The following is a 20681-nucleotide window of genomic DNA, read 5'->3' on the forward strand; positions in this document are numbered from 1 at the left end:
TTAAACTATTTTAATCTTTCGATGGTTTCTTTAATAAAATTTAACATTCTCTGAAGTACCTGGAGCCCCAGTGAGCGCTACTATTAAACAGCTTCGCGCCTTCGTTGTCGTAGCGCGCAGCCGCAGCCTGGCGCAGGCCAGTGCCCAGTTACACTCTTCCCAGCCAGCGCTCTCTGTGGCCATCCGCAATCTGGAAGAAGCCACCGGAGGCCCCCTATTCAGTCGCGATGGTCGTCAGCTGGCCTTGACCCCAGAAGGGCGCGAGTTCCTGGTTCGTGCGGAACAGCTGCTTAACAGCTGGGACCAATCCCTGGATGCTATACAACAGCGCTTCCGCCTGGAACGCGGCCAGCTACAGCTGGCGGTTATCCCAGCTTTTGCCTTAAACCGGGTACCCACCCTGCTGGCAAACTTCCATCTGGAGTATCCACAAATCAATATTGTGCTGGAAGATGTGGTTATGGAACGGGTTGTAGAGGCGGTGCAGGAGGGACGCGCGGAGTTGGGTATAAGTTTTCGCCCGGATGAACTTGGCGGAATGGAGTTTGTGCCCTTTGAGCGCGATCGTTTTATCGCAGTAATGCCCGGAGAACACATATTGGCGGAAAAAAAGACAATACGCTGGCGCGACTTGGCCACTCACCCTTTTATATCGATGAACCGTGGATCAGCGGTACGACGCTGGACGGATACTGCCTTTACCCAGTGTGGGAAAGCCGCTCAATATGTTTGTGAAGCTAACCAACTAAGCACTATCGGGCAGCTGGTCAGGGCAGGCTTGGGAATCAGTGCCGTACCGAGCCTTTGTGAGGCACAAATGCGAGAGTACGGTTTAACCTGTCTGCCGCTCTCCGCTCCGGCGGTGACGCAGGAAGTTGGCGCGCTACTCAAAAGCCGCGGCAACCTCTCTGCCCCCGCCAGTGCATTCCTGGAGTTACTCACCAGGCAGTAGTCACTGCCGGAACAGTAATTTGTTCGAAGAACCAGTAACTACTTGCTGCTGGTAGCGCGCAGCATCCAGGCAGTTTTTTCGTGAACGCGCATACGGTCGGATACCAGGGCTATAGTCGACTCATCTTCGCCCTTTTGCGCAGCTTTTAATACATCGCGACAAGTTTTAATCACTTGCTCATGACCTTTGGTGAGAATTTTCACCATATCCTCAGCGGTGGGAATTTCTATAACCTCTTTAATAGAGCTCAACTGCCCAAAAGCCTGGTAGGTACCTGGCGCAGAAACTCCCAGGGTGCGAATTCTCTCGGCAATATCATCTACCGCAGTGGCCAGCTCGTTGTACTGCTCCTCAAACATCAAGTGTAATTCGCGGAAAAATGGCCCGGTAACATTCCAATGGAAGTTGTGCGTTTGCAGGTACAGAGTGTAGCTATCCGCCAGTAAGTGCTTGAGACCGCCAGCGATCTTTTCCCTATCCTTTTCACTAATACCGATATCGATTTTTTTCATTAAACAAATCCTTCTTCCAATACTTTTGTCACCGAAGTGGTTGTATTGCCATTCTGATAGCTTTAAGAATCCCTCACAAGCTATCGGCTTAATAGCTTATCTATATAGCCGAGCCACGTTTACAAGGCACTAGAAAGACAAGCATATTTACCCAGTCAATTACCACAAGGGAGATGCCGGAAATCTGGCGGAATCCCCTTCCAGAGCGAACTCAAGGGTCCAAACCAAAAAATAAATATCGTGCCAGAGCTAAAGATTCACACTGGAGAGCGAGGGCTCAGAATTCTTATATCATCAGCCCTGTATAAAGCCAATAATATAGGTCAGGCACCGCAAACAGCGCAATTGCTGTGTCTCGGCAGCTGTAGCGTCTGCAAGGCAAATGTTTCAGTTTCAATTAAATTCAGTTTATTCAGGCTGGATACCGGCATACCCGTCAGGTACTTGATAGCCTCCAGGGCCTGCATACTGCCAACTATCCCCAGCGCCGGCCCAATCACACCGGTTGTAGAGCAATTCTGAACTTCTGTTTGCTCATGGGGCGGGAACAGACATGCGTAACACGGGCCTTTACCTTTAGAGAAGTCAAAACTGATCAACTGGCCGGAAAACCCCTGTACCGAAGCCATCACTACAGGGCCCCCTGTCTGATAGCAAACGCGATTGATAGTGTGGCGAATTTCTAAGTTATCGGTGCAATCCAATACCAAATCCACCTGCTTAACTTGCTCACGTAACCAGGATTCATTCGCCATTTGATTGTGGGGGTGAATACGAATAGTCGGGTTGGCAGCGGCCAACTGTTGCGCAGCGACCACTGCTTTGGATTTACCCTGGTGATTGGTTTTGTACAATACCTGGCGCTGCAAATTGGAAAGGTCGATATGATCACCATCCACCAGGTGCAGCTCACCGATACCAGCAGCCGCCAGGTACAGCGCTGCCGGGCTGCCGAGCCCTCCTAAGCCAACGATCATAATCCGCGCAGACGCCAGTTTCTCCTGCCCTTCTTCTCCCACCTGGGGCAGCATAATCTGGCGACTGTAACGCTGTAATTCCTTACTACTTAACATGGCTCTACTTCCGCATACTCGTTATCCAGCAGGGCGTTCAGTTCGGCAACCGCCTGCTTGTAATCTTCCGCTTTGGTTATGGCACTGACTACGGCAATACTACCAACACCTGTAGCGATAACCTCCCCGGCGCGTTGCACATTAATACCACCAATTGCCACTAATGGATAATCGGGCAGTAGAGCAGCCATTCGTGCGAGCTTCTGCACTCCCTGCAACTGATCCGACATGTCCTTGGTGTTGGTCGCGTAAATAGCGCCAATGGCCAGGTAACTGGGGCGGTAACGGTAGGCCAGCAATAATTCGTAGAAGCCATGGGTGCTGATACCCAGCCTCAGACCCGCTGACTGAATTGCAGCCAGATCTGCCGCCTGCAGATCTTCCTGGCCTAAATGAACGCCGTAGGCACCACATTGAATCGCCAGCTGCCAAAAGTCATTGATAAACAGACGCAGGTTATAAGCCCTGCCAATGGCAACTGCCCTTTCAATCTGCTCACGCAGGTTCTCACCAGGGTTTTTAATCCGCAGTTGCAGGGTACGCACCCCCTGTTCAGCGAGGCGTTGCAGCCACTCCAGGGTATCCACCACCGGGTACAGCCCCATTCTACTGGAATCCACCTCGGCAAACCCATGAATAAATGGCTGCGCCACACCCTGAGCGCCCAGGCCGTAATCCTGTGCACGCGCTTCACCCGGAACCAGTATCTCGGGGAAATCCACTAATTCCAAAGGCCAGCCGCAATGCCCTACAGGGCCGGCACCGGCGCCGATATGCGTATTGGCTCCAAGGCGCAAGCCACGCTGCACATAAGCCTTACCTACCACACAGGCATCCCGCAATGGGTAACCCAAGGCGCGGCAGGCCGCAATGGCAGAAGACAGGGTGCAACCAGTACCGTGGGTATTATTGCCTGACACCTCACTGCCAATAAACCAGTCCGCCTTTTTGCCATCCCAGAGTAGGTCGGAGACTTCACCTAAGCGAAGCTGTGTGTGGCCACCGGTCACCAGTACCGCAGCACCACCTTCCGACTGCAATTGGCGCGCAGCACCCAATAGAGATTCGGCATCCTTAACCGTTACCTGGCTAAGCCATTCCAGCTCATGGAAATTGGGGGTTACCAGGTCACACTGCGGCAATAACTGGGACAGAACTTCTGCGGTAATATCACCCTCGGTAAGACCGGCACCACTGGTAGCAATGGCAACCGGATCATAAATAACGGGCACAGGCTGAAGCGCCCTTAGCTTTTGCAAAAAATCAGCCACCTCCAAAACCTGTTCGGCTTTGGCTAGCAGGCCAATTTTGATAGCCGCGGGAAACAGGTCTCGTTGCAGAGCCCGCAACTGGGAGCCTAATACCTCTATAGAGACAGCATTTATCGCTGCCACTTCCACAGTATTTTGTGCGGTGTTGGCAGTAATAGCACTGCAACCGTGACAACCAAGATCGCAAAATGTCAGCAGGTCAGCCTGAATGCCGGCACCGCCACCAGAGTCGCTACCGGCAATCGTCCAGACGATCGGTTTATCCGTTAAAACTTGATCTCGCATAAACGCTTTATTCCTGCGACAGGTTCTCGGCTTGCTGCCAGAAAGGCATATCCAGGGTGGGAGTGCTCGGGCTGGCTGTTTGGCATTTGAGCATCAAACCCGCATTAAATGAAGCGCGCCCGGACTCGACTGCAAGCTTAAACGCATGCGCCATAAGCACAGGTTCCTGGGCCTTTGCGATAGCGGTGTTGAGTAGTACCGCATCAAAGCCCATTTCCAAAGCTTCCGCGGCCTGTGATGGAGCGCCAATACCCGCATCGATAATTAGCGGTACATCGCTAAGGCGCTCACGTAGTGTTTGTAAATTATATTTATTCAGCAGCCCCTGCCCGGTTCCGATAGGCGCTCCCCAGGGCATCAGTACCTCACAACCTACATCCAGAAGTTTGCGACACAGCACCAAATCATCAGTACAGTAGGGCAAAACTTTAAAGCCGAGTTGAACCAGCTCCCGCGCCGCCTCCACCAACCCGAATAAGTCGGGCTGTAAATTGTAATCATCGCCGATGACTTCCAACTTGATCCAATCAGTCTGGAAAATTTCCTGAGACATTTTTGCCAGCTCTACCGCTTCCCGCGCAGATTTACAACCCGCAGTGTTCGGCAGCAACTGACAGCCAGATTCGCGTATATAATCCCAAAATACATTATCCTTCTGCTGTGCGGGATTCTGCCGACGCAGTGACAAAGTAATAATTTCCGAGGATGAAGCACGCACTGATTCGCGCATTATCGCGGGAGATGGATACAGCGCAGTACCTATCAGAAGCCGGCTGTTAAATGCCTCCCCATAAAGCTGCAACAAATCACTCATATTTATCCTCCCACAACCGGTGCCACAATATCGAGGCAATCGCCGTCATTGACCTGGGTATCTGAATATTGTGAGCGCGCCACGAAGCCGCCATTAATTGCTACGGCAAATGCCTCGCCAGAATATCCCAGTTGCTGTAAAAGCGCGGCGAGTCCCATAGGAGACTCAAGACTATGCGCTTCCCCATTCACTAAAACTTGCATCAAGCCACCTGTAACAGTTGTTGTGCCACTTGCTCTTCAACTTGTTGCACCACTGCCGGAGCCAGAAGATAACCGTGACGATGAAGTCCATTCAATCTGATTAATCCCTCCTCATTTTGGATAAGTGGCAAATTATCCTCAGTGGCGGGACGGCAATTCACGCGAGTCTCCACAATACGGGCTTCAGCAAAGGCCGGATTGATAGAATACAATGCAGAGGACAACTCCATACTGGAGCGCAGCGAAATCGGAGATAAATCCTCACTCTCAATTTGAGTGGCCCCAATGACTGTTCTCCCATCACTGCGCGGTACGGCGTAGAGCTTATAGCGCGGATGCAGTAAACGCACCGGGCGCTGTAATACAACTTCGTGGGACTCAACCACCATGACTTCACCGCGCACACCGCGTAAACCGGGGATCTGCTCTTTGGCCCCAAGGCCGCGACAATCGATCACACAATCAAATTGCTGTTGCTCCCCGGCAAAAGAAATTTGTTTCTGGTGGCAACTTACCGGGGTGCGCTCTCGCAGTGTTACGCCTCGCTGACGCAACACATTGAGCAACAGAGGCAGCAGACGGTGGTTGTTGATATCCGCTTCTCCCCGCAGGTAAAGGCCCATCTCGAAACTTCCAAGAGCTGGCTCCAGTGCAGCCAATGCCTGTGAATTCAGAGACTCAACCTGCTCCTTTGCCGACTCACCCAATTTACCTTGCAGCTCTCGCAGGAATTGCAACAGTTCATTCCTATCCTTGCCATGAGCAACCAATACAGAACCTGCACGACGAAACTCCACAGATCGCCCGGTCTGACTTTCAAGTTGAGTGCACCACTCCGACCACAGTTTGAGGCTCTGCAAGCCCTGAACATATATCTGCTTTTCAGTGCGAACCAGTTCAGATAAAGGCGAGATCATACCTGCTGCCGCCCAGCAGGCACCCGAGGGGGTCGATAAATCTCCGGCTTCAAAAACCGTGATATCAAACTTCTGCTGGGAAAGTCGCCAGGCGAGTAATCGGCCCAACAGGCCTCCACCGGCAATGGCTATTTTGGATTTCTTTTTGGTTTCGCTTGTCACTGAACACCTGCCTTAAAAATATAAATAGATACCCGGCGATCACAAATTCCGTTTTACACCATCGGTCTGTTTTCAGAAAGTTGTCCTGCTGACCTATAGGAAAGAGCTGATTAACAATTTGAGTAGCAGACACACTTTAAAAAAAGTATGTCCATCTCTTTAAATACTAAAAAGGGGAAGGAAAGAATACACTGCGCTCGGGACCGTATGAGGCATGGATGCCGATTACGAGCTTACAGGGATGTATTCACAGCGAGTCCCGAGCGCAGTGTATTCTTTCCTTCTGACCCAGTAGTATTTCCCAGTTAATCATATGGGCAACAGGGTATGAGGTTTTGCTACCAGGCTGCAATCAGCCCTTGTGATAAATCTCGCTGCCCATATCCTTAAATTTAATCGCCATTGCCTCCATGCCCTGCTCCGCCTGCTGTTTTGCAGCGTAATCACGCACATCTTGAGAGATTTTCATCGAGCAGAATTTAGGACCACACATGGAGCAGAAGTGCGCGACTTTGCCGGATTCCTTCGGAAGAGTCTCATCGTGGTATGAGCGCGCACGCTCAGGATCGAGACCAAGATTGAATTGATCTTCCCACCGAAACTCAAAGCGCGCCTTGGAAAGTGCATCATCGCGCTTCTGTACACGCGGGTGCCCCTTGGCCAAGTCCGCCGCATGAGCGGCAATCTTATAGGCCATAAGTCCCTCTTTAACATCCTCTTTATTGGGTAGGCCCAGGTGCTCTTTCGGAGTCACGTAACACAACATAGCGCAACCAAAAGTACCAATCAGAGCAGCGCCAATTCCAGAAGTAATATGATCGTAGCCAGGGGCAATATCTGTGGTCAAAGGCCCGAGAGTATAAAAAGGGGCGCCATGGCAGTGCTTCAACTGCTCATCCATATTTTCTTTGATTTTATGAATGGCTACATGTCCAGGACCTTCGATCATGGTCTGTACATCATGCTTCCAGGCAATTTCAGTAAGTTCACCGAGCGTGTGCAGCTCGCCAAACTGAGCCTGATCATTAGCATCAGCAATGGAGCCCGGGCGCAGGCCATCACCGAGACTAAAGCTCACATCGTAGGCCTTCATAATCTCGCAGATTTCCTCAAAGTGGCTGTAGAGGAAATTCTCCTTGTGATGGGCGAGACACCATTTGGCCATGATGGAACCACCGCGAGACACAATACCGGTCATACGTTTGGCGGTGAGCGGCACATAGCGCAAAAGCACACCCGCATGAATGGTGAAATAATCCACCCCCTGCTCTGCCTGCTCAATCAAAGTATCGCGGAAAACATCCCAGTTGAGGTTTTCCGCGATTCCATCCACTTTTTCCAGTGCCTGATAAATCGGCACAGTGCCGATGGGCACTGGCGAGTTGCGCAGAATCCATTCGCGGGTTTCATGAATATTGGCCCCGGTAGAGAGATCCATCACCGTATCCGCGCCCCACTTGGTGGACCAAACCAGCTTTTCCACTTCCTCTTCAATAGAAGAAGTTACTGCGGAGTTACCAATATTCGCATTTACCTTGCACAGGAAGTTGCGGCCAATAATCATTGGCTCCACTTCCGGGTGATTGATATTCGCTGGGATAATCGCGCGCCCTTCTGCAACTTCCCTGCGGACGAATTCCGGAGTAATTTGTTCGGGAATGAAAATACCCTCGCGCGCTTTCTGGTATTCACTTTCACTCATTTCCGCCGCTATTTTCGCCCGTCCCATATTTTCGCGTACAGCGACAAACTCCATTTCCGGCGTGATAATGCCACGGCGGGCGTAGTGCATTTGCGAAACATTCTGCCCCGGTTTTGCCCGGCGAGGGCTCGGCAGATTTTCGAAGCGGATATGGTCCAACCCTTGATCTGCCATGCGTTTCTGGCTGTAGGCCGCCTGCCGAGAATCCATCTGCTCAGTATCCCCGCGAGCCTCTACCCAGCCCTGGCGCAACTTGGGTAAACCTTCGCGTACATCCACTTTGAAATTAGGTTCCGAGTAAGGGCCCGAGGTATCGTATACAGTGAGCGGCTCATTGGGCTCTAATACGGGGTTTTCTGCATCCCCAGCTACCACACTATCTCCCAAACAAATCTGGCGGGCACCAACCTGAATATCCGGGGTTTCACCAGGCAAATAGACTTTACTTGAATTGGGAAAAGACTGAACCGTGAGGTTTTCAAGGAATGCTTTCGCTGAATCGCGACTGGCAGCGCGGGAAGACTTTCCGGCTTTGCCGGATTGTTCAATGATCTCGGACATGCGTAACCTTAAAGCTTGGGAATTTAAAGGTCGCAGCATCCAGGGCAAATATAAAGAGAAAAGCCACCCAACTGTAAAAACAGGTAACTTCAGATCTTGTTCCCTACGCGGGGGTTACCCCGATCAGGTTCAACGGATCTCGCAACAGCGATCTCAGCCCACAGGCACTCCGACAAGTAGAGCGCAGTATAGAGGAAGTATTTGAAAATGAACAGAAAGCGGAGGCTAACAAGGCCCTTGAGAATCTCCGAATAATTTCGAACCAAATTGGTAGTGGTCGGCAACCAACCAAGATAGCGATGAATCAGTCGCCAAATCACTTTTGCGGAAGCAAAATATCATCTCAAACGCAGTCGACCGCCATACCCTCTAGGAATCATGTTGCGGATTCACTAGGTGCAACTATTTTACAAGCCGAGCGATTCGACCATGGAAGATGCACTTTACGATATGGAATCTATACATAATTTTATCGGAATAGGCTGGAGTAACCGAACTCCAGACGAGGCAACCATCCTTAATTTTCGCTACTGACTAGAGCCGAAACAGCTAAGGAAAAGCCTTTTCGGTGCTTTAAAAAAAAAGAAACTGCCGCTTTTTTACTACTAAACCCACCCATTTTCCATTTCCTAAATGCCGTAGAGAGGTTGCGGGCAACCTTTTTCGCCAGTTCCAGCTGCCAGAAAAATCAGAATGGTCCTGAACCAGGGGCGCCCCAGCGCCCCCGGCACAACGGGTTACCACCCTGCAAGAATGATCAATTGCAAGTCGCGGGACCAATCCCTTCCCAAGCGGCAGAAACACCAGGCACATCACCCTGGGTCCACCACTTGGCACGATAACGGGCACTTTCGTGATTCACTTCATCCCCACCGTTGTAGATGGTCGCTGCATTCCATGGTATTTCGACGTTACTGACCAGTGCCCAGTCGGCTGCAGTCATGCTCGGCTCCATCTGGGTCCAGTACCTAGCCTGCCAAACGAGATTTTCATGGTTTACCTGGTCACCGCCCAGGTAAGTGCCTCCCACACGCCAGGCTGGGTAACTATCTGCGTTGGGGTCGGACTGGCTGCAACTGCCCCCTGTAATATTGATCACATTCACTTGTACGTCGGCAGAAACATTGGTGAAGCCATCGCTGACGGTAACCGTTGCGGTAAAAGCAGTATTGGCTTGAACCTGCGGTGCAGTGAACGTAGCATTGGCGGTATCGCCATTGGCTACAGCAAGGCCCGGTGCATTCCAACTGTAGGTAAGCACATCGCCATCGGGGTCACTGGCATCGGCAGAAACACTGATACTCTCACCTTCGTTAACAGAGACATTGGCCGGGACGGAAACAGCGGGGGGCGCATTATTTCCCACCGGTAGCAGAGTCACTATGACATTATCGGTATCCGAGAGCTCACCATCACTTACAGTGAGTTCAAATGTCAGCAACGTATCCATAGAAACCTGCGCAGCGGTAAACGCAGGAGTTGCACTATCAGCACCCTCTAACTTTACCTTAGGGGTACCAATCTGAGTCCAAGAGTAGGTCAAGACATCACCATCTGGATCACTGGAAGCACTGCCACTCAGAGTCACCGAAGAACCGCTAACCGCTGACTGATCAAGACCCGCATTGGCTGACGGTGCTCGATTGGCCATGCCGTCACCGTGGCCTAAGCTCTCGTGCATAGCATTGAGTATGTCACCGTTGTCTGCATCGATTTCCCAAGCAAATAAACCTGCGAGACCATTGCTTCGCGCGTAAGCACCCTTCTGCATGACTGAAGTGGCGCTATCATAGGTAATCAGGTCACTGGTATCGGCTTTGAAGATATAGGCGCCCTGGGCAGTACTGTCGTAGTACTCCTGCCACTGACCGCTGGCTATCTTCCCGGCAATATCACGGTAGTCCACAACGCCGGCTTCCCAGGTGCCTGCAACCGCACCGGTCGCTGTGCCGGTCAGATGATCACCACCCGTCCAACCGGTAACCCCGGTCCAACCACGGCCATACATCGCAGTACCCAATACCAGCTTTGACGGTGGTACACCAGCGCCGATCAATGTCTGGACACTGGAATGGGCATTGTAATCATCCATCGGATTCCAACTCGGAGCATAAATCGCCGTCTGGTGGCCAAGTGTCTCGTTACTCCAGGCTCCGTAGAAGTCATAGGTCATCAGAAACAGGTAGTCCATGTACTGTTTAACGTTCGAGTAATCGACATCCTCGATCTTGTCAGTGCCAGCACCAATAGCAGAAGTGAGTTCGTACCCACGACCAGTTTCCTGCTCGAGCACGTCCAGCATCGCGCGCAGTTCCTGCATCAGTAAGCGGTAAGTCTCGCCATCGGTAGTGGGGTCGCCCAGGTTAGGATTTGCCCCCTGGCCACCTGGATACTCCCAATCGATATCCGCACCGTCAAAGAATTTCCAGGTACGCAGGAACTCCTCCACTGAATCCACAAAGCGGGCACGAAGGACCGGATCATCAAAGAAGTAGAACGGATCGGACAGGGTCCATCCGCCGATTGACGGTAGTATCTTGATATCTGGATAGGCCTGCTTCAACGCCATCAACTGGCCAAAGTTACCTTTGTAGGGATCGGACCAACTCTGCCCCGCCTGCGACTTCTGCAGTGCAGCGAATGGATCGTGGATCGAAACTTTGAAATCTTCCCGCCCGGAGCAGGAACGCTGCAAAGCCTGGAAGCTGCCTTCAATCTCCTTGAGGCTATCGTTGATGCCGTCGCCACCGCAAATGGGAATAAAGCCGTACAGGATATGGGTAAGGTTATAGGCCGGGATCTTGTCAACAGGGAAGTTACGACCATATACACCCCACTCCACAAAGTAAGCACCCACAACGGATCCGCTGGTGTTAATGTAGGGGCGGTTGTTCTCCCCATCATGGAGCACGATTGGATCCAGGTGGCTGCCGTCGGTATCAGCCACGATGATGCCGGTCGCTTCTGAACTGCTGCAACCGGAAGCATTACACAGGGCAACTTGCAGTTCGTATTGGCCACCTTCACTGATCTGCAATCTGGCGGTTCCGCTCTGGCTACCGGTACCACTTACCGACTGCTCGAGTACAACTTGTCCATTGAGCAGATACTGTGCAGTGTCGGCATCGTCCCCAGAAAACTTGGACCAAGCCACCGACACTTCGGCGTAATCCTTGATGGTCACTAGCTGTTCGTAGGCGGTGGCGGCCTCATCAACTTCAATAATGGCAAAGCTGGTTCCCATATTGTTGATGGTGGGCGCACCTGGAACTGCAAGCGCGGTCGAACTGGCTAAAGCAAATAACAACAGAGTTTGCCACCAAGCCTCAAGTTTGGGTGTTAGCATGGGGTTCCCTTTGAGTAATGAAATGTTGTGAGCCTCTTTGGCAAAGTGTGCCCGGCTCAATTGGCTGTACCATTAACTTTTCAATAACTTCCGTGTATTTGCCCGATCCCCAACTCCCGAAACATACCATGTGGGTCACTTTTGAACCCCGGTCACTACATCTGTCGCTAATATCGACAATTTTATACTCAATAGTCAGGAAACAAACAGAGCAATAGTCCGTAAACTGAAAAAACAAAAAGAAAAAATAAAAAGACAGAAATTTTGTATTAACTAAAAAAATCCAAGATCAGGCTGCTGTGGCAAGTGTCGGATATATCTACATACAGCCCAAGGAGAAGCTGTCGAATTTATTTCGATAGTTTCTTTTTTCTACTCCGCGATTTGACACTCACCTAATTCTTTAATACCCATTTATTAAAAAGGGAGAAGGAAAGAATACACTGCGCTCGGGACCGTATGAGGCATGGATGCCGATTACGAGCTTACAGGGATGTATTCACAGCAAGTCTCTAGTGCAGTTTATTCTTTCCTTCTGGCCCAGTAGTAACTGTATGTGTGAAGCACATCGATGGCAACTTTCCCCATTTGAATGCAGACCATCCGGTCTCAGCCTACACTCCAAAGCGTTCACCGATGCAGTAACTAAAAATAACGATCTACGACGAAAGTCGGTGTGGGAGAAAACACAATGTGGAATAAATACGGAATAGTAGCAACACTAGTCTTGTGCATTTTTTCAATAAAGCCAGTAATGGCAGCCCCTTCCAAGTCCGTCGCCGCTGGTGATAGTATTACCATGGCATTCGGTGCAGACTGCACCCGTAATAAATATTTCTGGGACCTGTTTTGCCTACTAGGGGGAGACCAGCCGGAACACTCCTGGTTTGATGGTGATAACAACTCTGTAGAGAGCATTCACGATAAATACAAATTGAATTCACCAAATATGGCTGCCAATAAAAACGCGGCCGAATCCGGCGCAGAAATGCTCAGTGGAGGAGATAATTTCTCCATCCAGGCCGATCGGATTCTTTCCCAGAGTAACCTAGCAGATCATGTTGAAGTGGTATTAGGTGGTAATGATATCTGTAACCGTGAGTGCATCGATCCAGCTAACTGTGATGACCCGCTTTATACTGACGATGAGTGGCGTTCTGCAATTCGAGCTGGACTAGATAAGCTGGTCGACGGCCTTCCCAATGGTTCCACTATTCTTCTCGGCTCCGTACCACGCGTACAAGACCTACGCGCGGCAGGGCTGGAAAAGCAGGCTGGGAACTCTCGAGTGGACTGTGAAAGTGTCTGGTCAACATTTGGCATCTGCCGCATTGCAACCAATGGTGGCACCATGAACGGGGAGAACTTTGACACTCGCTATAACGGCATTAGTGCAGCCCAGCGTCGATATAACGAAATACTTGCTGAAGAGGCAGAGAGCTATAACGGTACCAATGGTGTTGAAGTGATAGCCGAGTACACTGGTGAAGATGAAGTGAATGCTGGCACTTTCCAATTTGGCAAGGACGACATCGATGGCGGTGACTGCTTCCACCCCAGTGTCCAAGGCCAAAACATCGTGGCCGATCTTATGTGGCAAGGAAATTCAGATAAATAATTTAGCTTAACTTTTACTGCTTGGTGAACATAGGGTCGGCAGTATTTTTATACTGCCGGTCCACCCTTATTCCATATTATTCTCTTTGGCTATCCGACTCTTCTTCAAAATACCCTAACTCTTCAACAACGTACTGTAATCGCTGCGGTAAACCCTTACGCATAAATGTCACATCAATTATCTCGCCGCTGGCAAGGGCATCCCACAGGGTATTTTGACCACTATGAACCCAACTATCATTAACCCTCATTAATACATCATTTTCCTGAAAGCCCAATACAGTAAAGAACTCATTATTAGCAACACCTTCCAATCGCATCAGGTGATATCCCTCTACCTCAAGCTCCGCCTCAATAAATTTTGCTTCCAGCAGTTCACGGTGCTCCAATTGTTTGCGCAGCCATTCCTGCCCCAGAGTTAAAACCCCGGATGGTTTGATTAATCTGCGACTGCCTCCCCCCAGAGGCTGCTCAATCCGCCGCCTGGCTTCCTCGCTCTGTTGTCGGGAATCCGTGAGCGAAATATCAACCCCCGCCTTTCCCCTAAGAGGCAGCTTTTCCACCCTGCCATGGTTATCAATAACCGCAAACCCACTATAAAGCCGAAGCAATGATACTTTAGGCAGTAGTTGCTGCCCCAGGATAAAATATTGTGCCCGCGCCCGCTCCACCTCAATCAAGGCTTTATAGCTTTCCTTAGCACTCGATCCACTAACCCCAACCAAAGCCAAAGGCAATTTTGTAAAAGGCAAATTTCTGTCATTTTTCTCACTAGTGTCACGCCATATATATTTTTCACCTGAAACGACACCCTTAGTGCGCAATTCACGTTCCAGCCAATAGGCATATTGTTCGAACGTGCGCAACCCTTTGAGATACAAACCGTTGATCAATACTACGGGAACATTTTTCAACCCCAGGTGCATTGCCATATTTCGGTCTTTCAAGACACTTGATCTGATATCTGCGTCTGTCATACACTGTTGAAACCGGGCGCTATCCAATTGTAAACGCTGCCCCAGAGCTGAGTAGATTTCCTGGTCAAGCTTTGGGGTTTGCACATATAAAGCATCGTGATAATTCCAGTAACTACCCTGCTCTGCCGCACAACGGGCTGCATGAGCAGCTGGTATCCCCTCTTTGTGAAATTTCAGTGGAAAATCAAAGTTCGCCTGTCTTGTCCATCCCTGATATTGTACGGCCAAGCGCCTCAGCACCGGCTGAATGGATTTGCAGTGTGGTGACTGATAAGAACAAAATACCGATATAGTAATCGGAGCCTTGGGATTCCCCTGAAACAGATCGGATTTATAGGGTAAATCAAGGCGGGGAGGCATCGGGGTTGGCAAGAGAATCTCGACTGCCTTTTTATTGTCATTCTTCGCTGCCAACTCATAAATCTTGTCTACACGCAACGCATACTGCATCTCTTGCAAATCATATAGAGTCAGTTGCAACGCACTATCGACCTTCTCAAGGCTGATCTCCTGCCCCGCAATCCGCGCTGCCAAAGGGGGGCTACCTGTTTCTGTTTGGGCTTTGGAGCGCACTTCTTGATGATCGGTACAGGCTATCAGAAAATAGAAAACCACATTGAGCAGAGGTAACCAAAATAGACCATTTCGCTTTTTCATAACCCGCACTCTTTTAGTTGTTTCCGCGGATACTAACAATCAGGATTTACCAGACCTAGATATAGAGCCAGAAGGCGACAAACCCTTCCTCAAAATGCGTACTAAGTTTTATTTCTTAGTTTTGCATAAAGCGATTCATTAGAATTGTCTGTTTGAAGACGAATTTTATCCCCTATATTCCTAGGAAACCCCAGTGAACGAATTATGTCTTCACCAGTCGGCGGAGGGCTAAAATCGGTGTCGCCTAAAGCCTTAGTTTGATTATATTATTTGCTAATAAGCGATAGGGGGATAGCTCTGCTGCCCTGGCGTACAACCGCTAAACTGGCGCAGACAAAGAAAAACACCTAGTAATACCGCGATTGTCACTTAACCCGCAAAGTGCTCTATTGCGGCACTGCTCGCAGGGGAGAAGCACAACAAATCATTCAACCAAATAAAAGGGCTACATCATGACTACGCGAGTAGAACATAAACGCCGCCTCCCGGTATGCCAAACATTTGCTCATCTTCAATAAACGTCCTTATGAAGCCGGGGTTTCCTGATCATTCCCGTCCCCGACGCTGGGGTGTGCTGTCGCGTTCCGCGATGAGTGAAACAAACTGGCCACTGCAGCCCTAAAAATATTCTCAATCAGAACGAAACCGGGCCGCTAATGCGGCCCGGTAAATGTCAAAATCACTATCAGAAACCTGACATGCGGCAGATTGAGCTAGTTAGTGGTGCATTTAAACTGCCAGGAGTCGGTGAAGGCAGGACCTGAGCCACCTTCGAGAGCTGGCACATGTGCCTCAACCGTCACAGAACCAGAATCACCTGGATTTGCATTATCTGGAGCATTAACTGTAATTTTAAAGATACTGGGACCAAATTTATTGGAATTGGCGACTGCATCGGCGTTTAGCTTTACATCACAATGAGGTGACTCAGTCTTTATCGTCGTACCCAGAGGCAAGCGGCCATTGTACTTGTCAGAGAGATAGAAATACAGGGTACCCGAACCCCCTACTGGAATATCAATTTCAGGAAAGTCAGAAGAATAATCGTCACCTATCTTAAATATCCCGTAAGGTTCACTTCCCGCTACCAAAATTGGCTCTGCAGCACGCACATGAACCAGTTCTTTAGAGCAGGTACCCTCATCTTCAGCCGCCTTGGAGCATCTAAGGCCATTATAAATGCCATTACCACTATCGTATTCTTCATTATCATTCAATGGAATAAACAGCTCCTCATCACCACCCACTTCTGGGCAATCAGGATAGCAACTTCCAGAACTTTTGGAGTTTCCAAAAGCACCATCCTCATTGTGATCCAAAAATGCTTCCGGTAAATCTACAAACGTTTCACCGGTGTCAAATTCCCCATTACCATTAGCGTCATTAAAAGTTTCCTGTCCCAACGCGTAGGCCAGAATAGTAGAGCGCCCACCATAAGGTTGGCCCAGAGATTGCGGACATGGGTAGGCACCTCTAAGCCCAGTAACAGGACATGTCGTGTTAAATATAGTCCGAAGTGAGTGCATCAAGCCATCATCACCAAGGAATTCGTAGTCAATAGGTGCTCGGGGATTCTGGCTATTCCAATCTACGGAACAATTCCCATCAACAGTAGTACAGTAGCCAGCTATGCGCCCATACTCTGTTTTAAAGGAAATGGCGGTGCCATCAGGAATCGTATTATCAGGAGTTCCGATCCTAATGGTGATTGTCGAGGTGACACCATCAATGCTATCGCCACCCGGGTTTAAGATACTAGCAGATAAAGAAAATGATTCCTGATCAAGGATGGCTGCGGAGACTACTAACCCTCTGGAAAAGGCACTAAAAGAGGTCCCGTTACTATCGGTAATCGACGCTTTTACCGAAACTGGCAGCGCTACACTTCCGGAATTAACGAAGGCGCTAACTTGGCCCTCTGCATCGGTCGTTCCGGAGCTATTAACAAGAGTTACGTTTCCCTCCCCTTCTTCCAAAGAGAAGTTCACTTCAACCCCACTCACTGGCAAATCATCTTTACTGAAGACCTGAAAGCGCACTTCTGATGTTCCCTTACCTCCAGAGCCCTGGATATGGATTACCTCAGGCTCAGCGCTAACAAACTCAATGGAACCTACCTCTGGAGGCATCACAGTAAGCTGGCCGCTGGCCGATATACCTGGGTAAGCGGTTAGTGCGGCTGAGATACTATCCTCGCCTTCACAGCCCTGTGCCGTATATGTGGAAGTTGCCTTACCTTCTGTCGTAGTAACCGGAGAATCAAGGGAAGCAGCGGCTGGCTGGCTTAAGCTACAATTACTGGAAAATACCACTTGCATCCGCTTGGTGTACAGATTGCCATCAGGGCCTTGTACGTAGACACTAATTGGCGCACTGCCCTTAGAAGACAGATCTTGAGCAGGAATATCCAGGCCTCCCGGGACAAAATGCTGATCGCCATCTAAATAACCCAACTGCAAAGAAGGCTCTTCAACTGTGAATCTCAGAGGCGAGTAAGGCTCCTGGTCAGTACTGATGCTGCTGTAGGTAACAACAATCTCTCCAGCACTGCCAATTTCCTGCCCTTCAACGTTCAACTCTAGAGATGCAACACCACTGTCATTGGTCATCACAACTCCACTACTAGGTGTCAACTCGCCCAAAGTCGTTGTGACAATTACGTTCTCGGAGGCAACAGGATCACCATTGTCTAGCTGGACTGTCACTTGGACAAGTACCGGCTCCTCTGGGTTGGGATTTACAACCCGCTCATCAGTATCCAAGTCTCGTAGCTCTACATAAATAATATAAGAGGCATCCGGTTCTGGTGGAATTGGATCAGTGCCGGAACCGCCATCATCGCTACCACCACCGCCAAGACCACAGGCGGCCAGTGACACTGCAATAGTCAACAACAGAAACCATCGCGAAATTGATTGGTACAGCGTAAGAATGTGCATCTAATTATCCTTCAATATCTTTACCGCCCAGTGGCAACCGCCATCATCCCCCAACTGGATGTCTATAGTCTTTCCCGACATGGCTTAATGCGTCTTTGGCTATCATCAACCACTCATATAAGTGAGAAGTCAAAAGGTGCATCTATTGTGTCTTGCATAAGAGCTTTTTTGTAAAAATAGCTCTCCAACGTACAATAAGAGGCAATAGGCGACTATCCTGAATCGGTGCAATAAAATCAAGTTATTTACCTCTACGTTGTACGCTTGTGCTATAAAAACTTGGTTCGAACGAAAATAAACTCGATAAAATGCCTCGCAAAAATACCAAATTCAGTTCCGTCGTTCCGAGTGTGTAAAGCGCGGCGCAAGATAACCTCGCCCTGAAACACTGTTATTTAGCTGGCTCACTCCAATAGATATCGATTAGACAGCCCACCTCAAACAAACACCATAACTACCATGTGTACCAAATAGCTCAGCGGAGCTGGAAAGCTCTTAAGGCTTTTACAGCGCATTTGTATCAATTTTTCAACAAGGCTATTGAGAGAAAAGTTTGCCAGAATTTTTAATTCTTTTTCAGCTTTTACCCTCTAACTTTTTCGTTTTTATTTTGCCTATTTCTAATTCCCTAATTTTTAATTTCCAAGGAACCTCTGAATAAGTTTGCTCCCTAAATGGGATAGAACATCAGTTTATTGTAAGATAAATAACGTAACGCTAGCCATGCATCAAGTCAGCTTTGCTGAGGTCAAATACTGGAACGAGCGCCGCAAAACTCACAGCGAAAAGTTTCTTGAGCAAATGGACTCATTAATCCCTCGGGAACACCTTGAAGCCAAAATCGCCCCGTTCTGTGCAAAGCCAGGAAAAGGTCGCCGTCCTTACCAATTATGAGTTATGTTGCATTTTCACTGCATGTAGCTCTTTTACAATCTCAGTACCCCAGCTATGGAGGGCACCCCCTATGAAATTGAAGCCATGCGTCACTTTTCGGGCCTGAAACTGACAAAGCCTATTCCAGACGAAACAGCCATCCTTAAGTTTCGTCACCTGCTTGAGGCACACCAACTTGGTCGTCAGCTCTTTGAGGCAATTAACAAGCACCTCATAAAAATAGGGCGTACTATTGAACGAAGACAGTATCGTAGATGCAACAACTATCAGCACGCCCAGCTCCACCAAAAATCAAGAGAAAGCTCGTAATCTAGAGATGCACCACGTTAAAAAGGGTGGGTAATGGTATTTTGGTTTGAAAATGCATATCGGTGTTGGTGACGTGACAGGATTCGTACACAGCGTAGACACTACCCCGGCGAATACTTATGACATTACAGCGACAAAACAAGTCCTGCATTGTGAAGAGCTGAAAGAACGAAAGATGGACTGGTAAATAGCGATGAAGCCGATCAAGCTAAAAACCCTTTCCGAGCAAAAACCACTTCGTAAGGCAGAAAAAACCAATGCGCAGGTTAGAGCCAAAGCCGAGCACCTCTTCCGTTATCTAAAATGTCAGTTTGGCTACAACAAGTCTCGATATCGTGGGTTAGCGAAAAATACTGAACGCTTGTGCTTGTTGGCAGGCTTTACGAACTTAGTGATAGGGAGAAAATATCTGGCTGCCTAGGGGCGCAGTATGCCTAAAATCCGCGTATAGCGGACTTCAGGCAGAAAATTGGAAGGCTATTTCGCGGAAATTAATACTATCCTCATAAAAAGGCCCATCTTTTAATCAGTTCAGTCTAGTCAGGAAGGAAGACTTTGTTGATCAGAAGTTCCTTAAAATGGAAAGATTCTATAACCATTTTTTGTGTATTCACTTTATAGAAATATAAAGCGATAATTGACAGCTATTAAAAAATATAAATGCAAAATATTAAAAACTCAAAACCACATTTCCTAAAAGCCATTTAATTTAAATAAAAACTGCTCTATCAGAATAATACCCTTTTAAGATTACTCTTAAAAGGGACCTGACTCACAACTTGAATTTAAATCAAATTAACTGTCATTGTGCGTAACGGCATTTTTTTCTTTATAGGCAGTTCCCACCATCGAAATACAGTTTGGGCATCCAGAGTATCCCTTACCATAGGTTGCTCCTCCCCCTGTGCCGAGTTGCTGGTGTTCTATAACAACCACATGCCCCCCTAGCTGAGCCGCTTGATTCTTCAATTCAGTTCGGCATTGCTTTATATTAGTTATTGCTGATCTCGCATTAAATCCAAAGTTACAGGCAACCTCACCAATTTCATAATATCTATCAAGATCAGAAATAGATATTTGTTGTACGATTTGTATATCTCTTCCTGCATCTGTTAGTTCTACAGTTGCACAGGAAGATAACACCATAACGAAGGCAATTAGTAAAAACCTCACCCTACTTGACATAAAGAGAACCCCCTGTTCTTATTTATTATTTTCAAAACGATTATAGCCTCATAAGTATTGTATTCCAGTTAAGGCTTGTCTTTTAGTGAAGCTAATCAAGTAATTTGAAGCCTTACAATAGATACCCATATCTGCATCCAGCCTTTGGAGGCTTCCACAGAACACCGAATTCTAATTTCAATCTTTGTTTGGCTTTCATAAAAAAAAGGGCCACCCATTGGGTGGCCCTTTCGGATTAGAAACCTGACGATGACCTACTCTCACATGGGGAAGCCCCACACTACCATCGGCGATGTTGCGTTTCA

The 20681-nt window shown here is 48.8% G+C and carries 17 protein-coding genes and 1 riboswitch; of the genes, 6 read left to right on the forward strand and 11 right to left on the reverse strand.

The genetic code is table 11. The features are described 5' to 3' along the window. Positions 1-70 precede the first annotated feature (70 nt). Positions 71-952 (forward strand): LysR family transcriptional regulator, encoded by an 882-nt coding sequence (locus tag ACCI49_RS16695; RefSeq protein WP_371840242.1) that lies wholly within the window; start codon positions 71-73, stop codon positions 950-952. 38 nt (positions 953-990) lie between these two features. Here the strand turns inward: ACCI49_RS16695 and ACCI49_RS16700 are convergent, their stop codons facing one another. From ACCI49_RS16700 to thiC, 7 genes are all read right to left on the reverse strand, one after another. After that, the gene (locus ACCI49_RS16700) at positions 991-1464 is read right to left on the reverse strand and encodes a Dps family protein (RefSeq protein WP_371840243.1); all 474 of its coding nucleotides are present in this window, start codon (positions 1462-1464) and stop codon (positions 991-993) included. 323 nt (positions 1465-1787) lie between these two features. After that, complete coding sequence (locus ACCI49_RS16705; protein ID WP_371840244.1) at positions 1788-2537, reverse strand: HesA/MoeB/ThiF family protein; 750 nt, start codon at positions 2535-2537, stop codon at positions 1788-1790. Further along, positions 2531-4093 carry a thiamine phosphate synthase gene (gene thiE, locus ACCI49_RS16710; protein ID WP_371840245.1) on the reverse strand — a complete coding sequence of 521 codons (1563 nt, stop codon included), beginning with the start codon at positions 4091-4093 and terminating at the stop codon, positions 2531-2533. The genes ACCI49_RS16705 and thiE overlap by 7 nt, the downstream gene beginning before the upstream one ends. A 7-nt stretch (positions 4094-4100) precedes the next feature. Then, entirely contained in the window at positions 4101-4907 is an 807-nt protein-coding gene (locus ACCI49_RS16715) for a thiazole synthase (RefSeq protein ID WP_371840246.1), read from the reverse strand. 2 nt (positions 4908-4909) lie between these two features. Further along, on the reverse strand, positions 4910-5110 hold the full coding sequence (gene thiS / locus ACCI49_RS16720; protein WP_371840247.1) for a sulfur carrier protein ThiS: 201 nt from the start codon (positions 5108-5110) through the stop codon (positions 4910-4912). Then, positions 5110-6189, reverse strand: coding sequence for a glycine oxidase ThiO (gene thiO / locus ACCI49_RS16725; RefSeq protein WP_371840248.1), 1080 nt, complete (start codon positions 6187-6189; stop codon positions 5110-5112). Before thiO ends, thiS begins: the two co-directional genes overlap by 1 nt. Before the next feature lie 352 nt (positions 6190-6541). After that, positions 6542-8452, reverse strand: coding sequence for a phosphomethylpyrimidine synthase ThiC (thiC, locus tag ACCI49_RS16730; protein ID WP_371840249.1), 1911 nt, complete (start codon positions 8450-8452; stop codon positions 6542-6544). 83 nt (positions 8453-8535) lie between these two features. Beyond that, positions 8536-8634: riboswitch (TPP riboswitch) on the reverse strand. A gap of 214 nt (positions 8635-8848) precedes the next feature. On the opposite strand from thiC, the gene ACCI49_RS16735 reads away from it, so the two are divergent. Then, a complete protein-coding gene (locus tag ACCI49_RS16735) occupies positions 8849-8986 on the forward strand; it encodes a transposase (protein ID WP_371840250.1) in 138 nt (45 codons plus the stop codon). Between the two features lie 223 nt (positions 8987-9209). On the opposite strand, the gene ACCI49_RS16740 is transcribed toward ACCI49_RS16735, so the two are convergent. Continuing rightward, a complete protein-coding gene (locus ACCI49_RS16740; RefSeq protein ID WP_371840251.1) occupies positions 9210-11798 on the reverse strand; it encodes a glycosyl hydrolase family 18 protein in 2589 nt (862 codons plus the stop codon). A gap of 691 nt (positions 11799-12489) precedes the next feature. Between ACCI49_RS16740 and ACCI49_RS16745 the strand changes: the two genes are divergently transcribed. Then, a complete protein-coding gene (locus tag ACCI49_RS16745; RefSeq protein WP_371840252.1) occupies positions 12490-13416 on the forward strand; it encodes an SGNH/GDSL hydrolase family protein in 927 nt (308 codons plus the stop codon). Between the two features lie 76 nt (positions 13417-13492). On the opposite strand, the gene ACCI49_RS16750 is transcribed toward ACCI49_RS16745, so the two are convergent. Both ACCI49_RS16750 and ACCI49_RS16755 read right to left on the reverse strand, forming a co-directional pair. Then, positions 13493-15049, reverse strand: a complete 1557-nt coding sequence (locus ACCI49_RS16750) for a thioredoxin domain-containing protein (RefSeq protein ID WP_371840253.1) — start codon at positions 15047-15049, stop codon at positions 13493-13495. 713 nt (positions 15050-15762) lie between these two features. Further along, positions 15763-17988 (reverse strand): Ig-like domain-containing protein, encoded by a 2226-nt coding sequence (locus tag ACCI49_RS16755; RefSeq protein WP_371840254.1) that lies wholly within the window; start codon positions 17986-17988, stop codon positions 15763-15765. A gap of 978 nt (positions 17989-18966) precedes the next feature. Between ACCI49_RS16755 and ACCI49_RS16760 the strand changes: the two genes are divergently transcribed. The 3 genes from ACCI49_RS16760 to ACCI49_RS16770 are packed head-to-tail and all read left to right on the forward strand — an operon-like array spanning position 18967 to position 19612. Beyond that, on the forward strand, positions 18967-19191 hold the full coding sequence (locus ACCI49_RS16760) for a transposase (RefSeq protein WP_371840257.1): 225 nt from the start codon (positions 18967-18969) through the stop codon (positions 19189-19191). 52 nt (positions 19192-19243) lie between these two features. Beyond that, the gene (locus ACCI49_RS16765) at positions 19244-19378 is read left to right on the forward strand and encodes a transposase (protein WP_371840258.1); all 135 of its coding nucleotides are present in this window, start codon (positions 19244-19246) and stop codon (positions 19376-19378) included. 6 nt (positions 19379-19384) lie between these two features. Beyond that, a complete protein-coding gene (locus ACCI49_RS16770; protein ID WP_371840255.1) occupies positions 19385-19612 on the forward strand; it encodes a transposase in 228 nt (75 codons plus the stop codon). Positions 19613-19986: 374 nt separating this feature from the next. Here the strand turns inward: ACCI49_RS16770 and ACCI49_RS16775 are convergent, their stop codons facing one another. Continuing rightward, complete coding sequence (locus ACCI49_RS16775; RefSeq protein ID WP_371840256.1) at positions 19987-20376, reverse strand: hypothetical protein; 390 nt, start codon at positions 20374-20376, stop codon at positions 19987-19989. Between the last annotated feature and the right edge of the window lie 305 nt (positions 20377-20681).

Origin of the sequence: Microbulbifer epialgicus (genome assembly GCF_041447265.1) — a bacterium.
GTDB lineage: Bacteria > Pseudomonadota > Gammaproteobacteria > Pseudomonadales > Cellvibrionaceae > Microbulbifer > Microbulbifer epialgicus.

Bases quoted from the DNA above. Each gene is read 5' to 3' on its own strand.
- ACCI49_RS16700 (WP_371840243.1), bottom strand. From the start codon at position 1,464: ATGAAAAAAATCGATATCGGTATTAGTGAAAAGGATAGGGAAAAGATC.
- ACCI49_RS16705 (WP_371840244.1), bottom strand. From the start codon at position 2,537: ATGTTAAGTAGTAAGGAATTACAGCGTTACAGTCGCCAGATTATGCTG.
- thiE (WP_371840245.1), bottom strand. From the start codon at position 4,093: ATGCGAGATCAAGTTTTAACGGATAAACCGATCGTCTGGACGATTGCC.
- ACCI49_RS16715 (WP_371840246.1), bottom strand. From the start codon at position 4,907: ATGAGTGATTTGTTGCAGCTTTATGGGGAGGCATTTAACAGCCGGCTT.
- thiS (WP_371840247.1), bottom strand. From the start codon at position 5,110: ATGCAAGTTTTAGTGAATGGGGAAGCGCATAGTCTTGAGTCTCCTATG.
- thiC (WP_371840249.1), bottom strand. From the start codon at position 8,452: ATGTCCGAGATCATTGAACAATCCGGCAAAGCCGGAAAGTCTTCCCGC.
- ACCI49_RS16740 (WP_371840251.1), bottom strand. From the start codon at position 11,798: ATGCTAACACCCAAACTTGAGGCTTGGTGGCAAACTCTGTTGTTATTT.
- ACCI49_RS16745 (WP_371840252.1), top strand. From the start codon at position 12,490: ATGTGGAATAAATACGGAATAGTAGCAACACTAGTCTTGTGCATTTTT.
- ACCI49_RS16750 (WP_371840253.1), bottom strand. From the start codon at position 15,049: ATGAAAAAGCGAAATGGTCTATTTTGGTTACCTCTGCTCAATGTGGTT.
- ACCI49_RS16755 (WP_371840254.1), bottom strand. From the start codon at position 17,988: ATGCACATTCTTACGCTGTACCAATCAATTTCGCGATGGTTTCTGTTG.
- ACCI49_RS16760 (WP_371840257.1), top strand. From the start codon at position 18,967: ATGCGTCACTTTTCGGGCCTGAAACTGACAAAGCCTATTCCAGACGAA.
- ACCI49_RS16765 (WP_371840258.1), top strand. From the start codon at position 19,244: ATGCATATCGGTGTTGGTGACGTGACAGGATTCGTACACAGCGTAGAC.
- ACCI49_RS16770 (WP_371840255.1), top strand. From the start codon at position 19,385: ATGAAGCCGATCAAGCTAAAAACCCTTTCCGAGCAAAAACCACTTCGT.
- ACCI49_RS16775 (WP_371840256.1), bottom strand. From the start codon at position 20,376: ATGTCAAGTAGGGTGAGGTTTTTACTAATTGCCTTCGTTATGGTGTTA.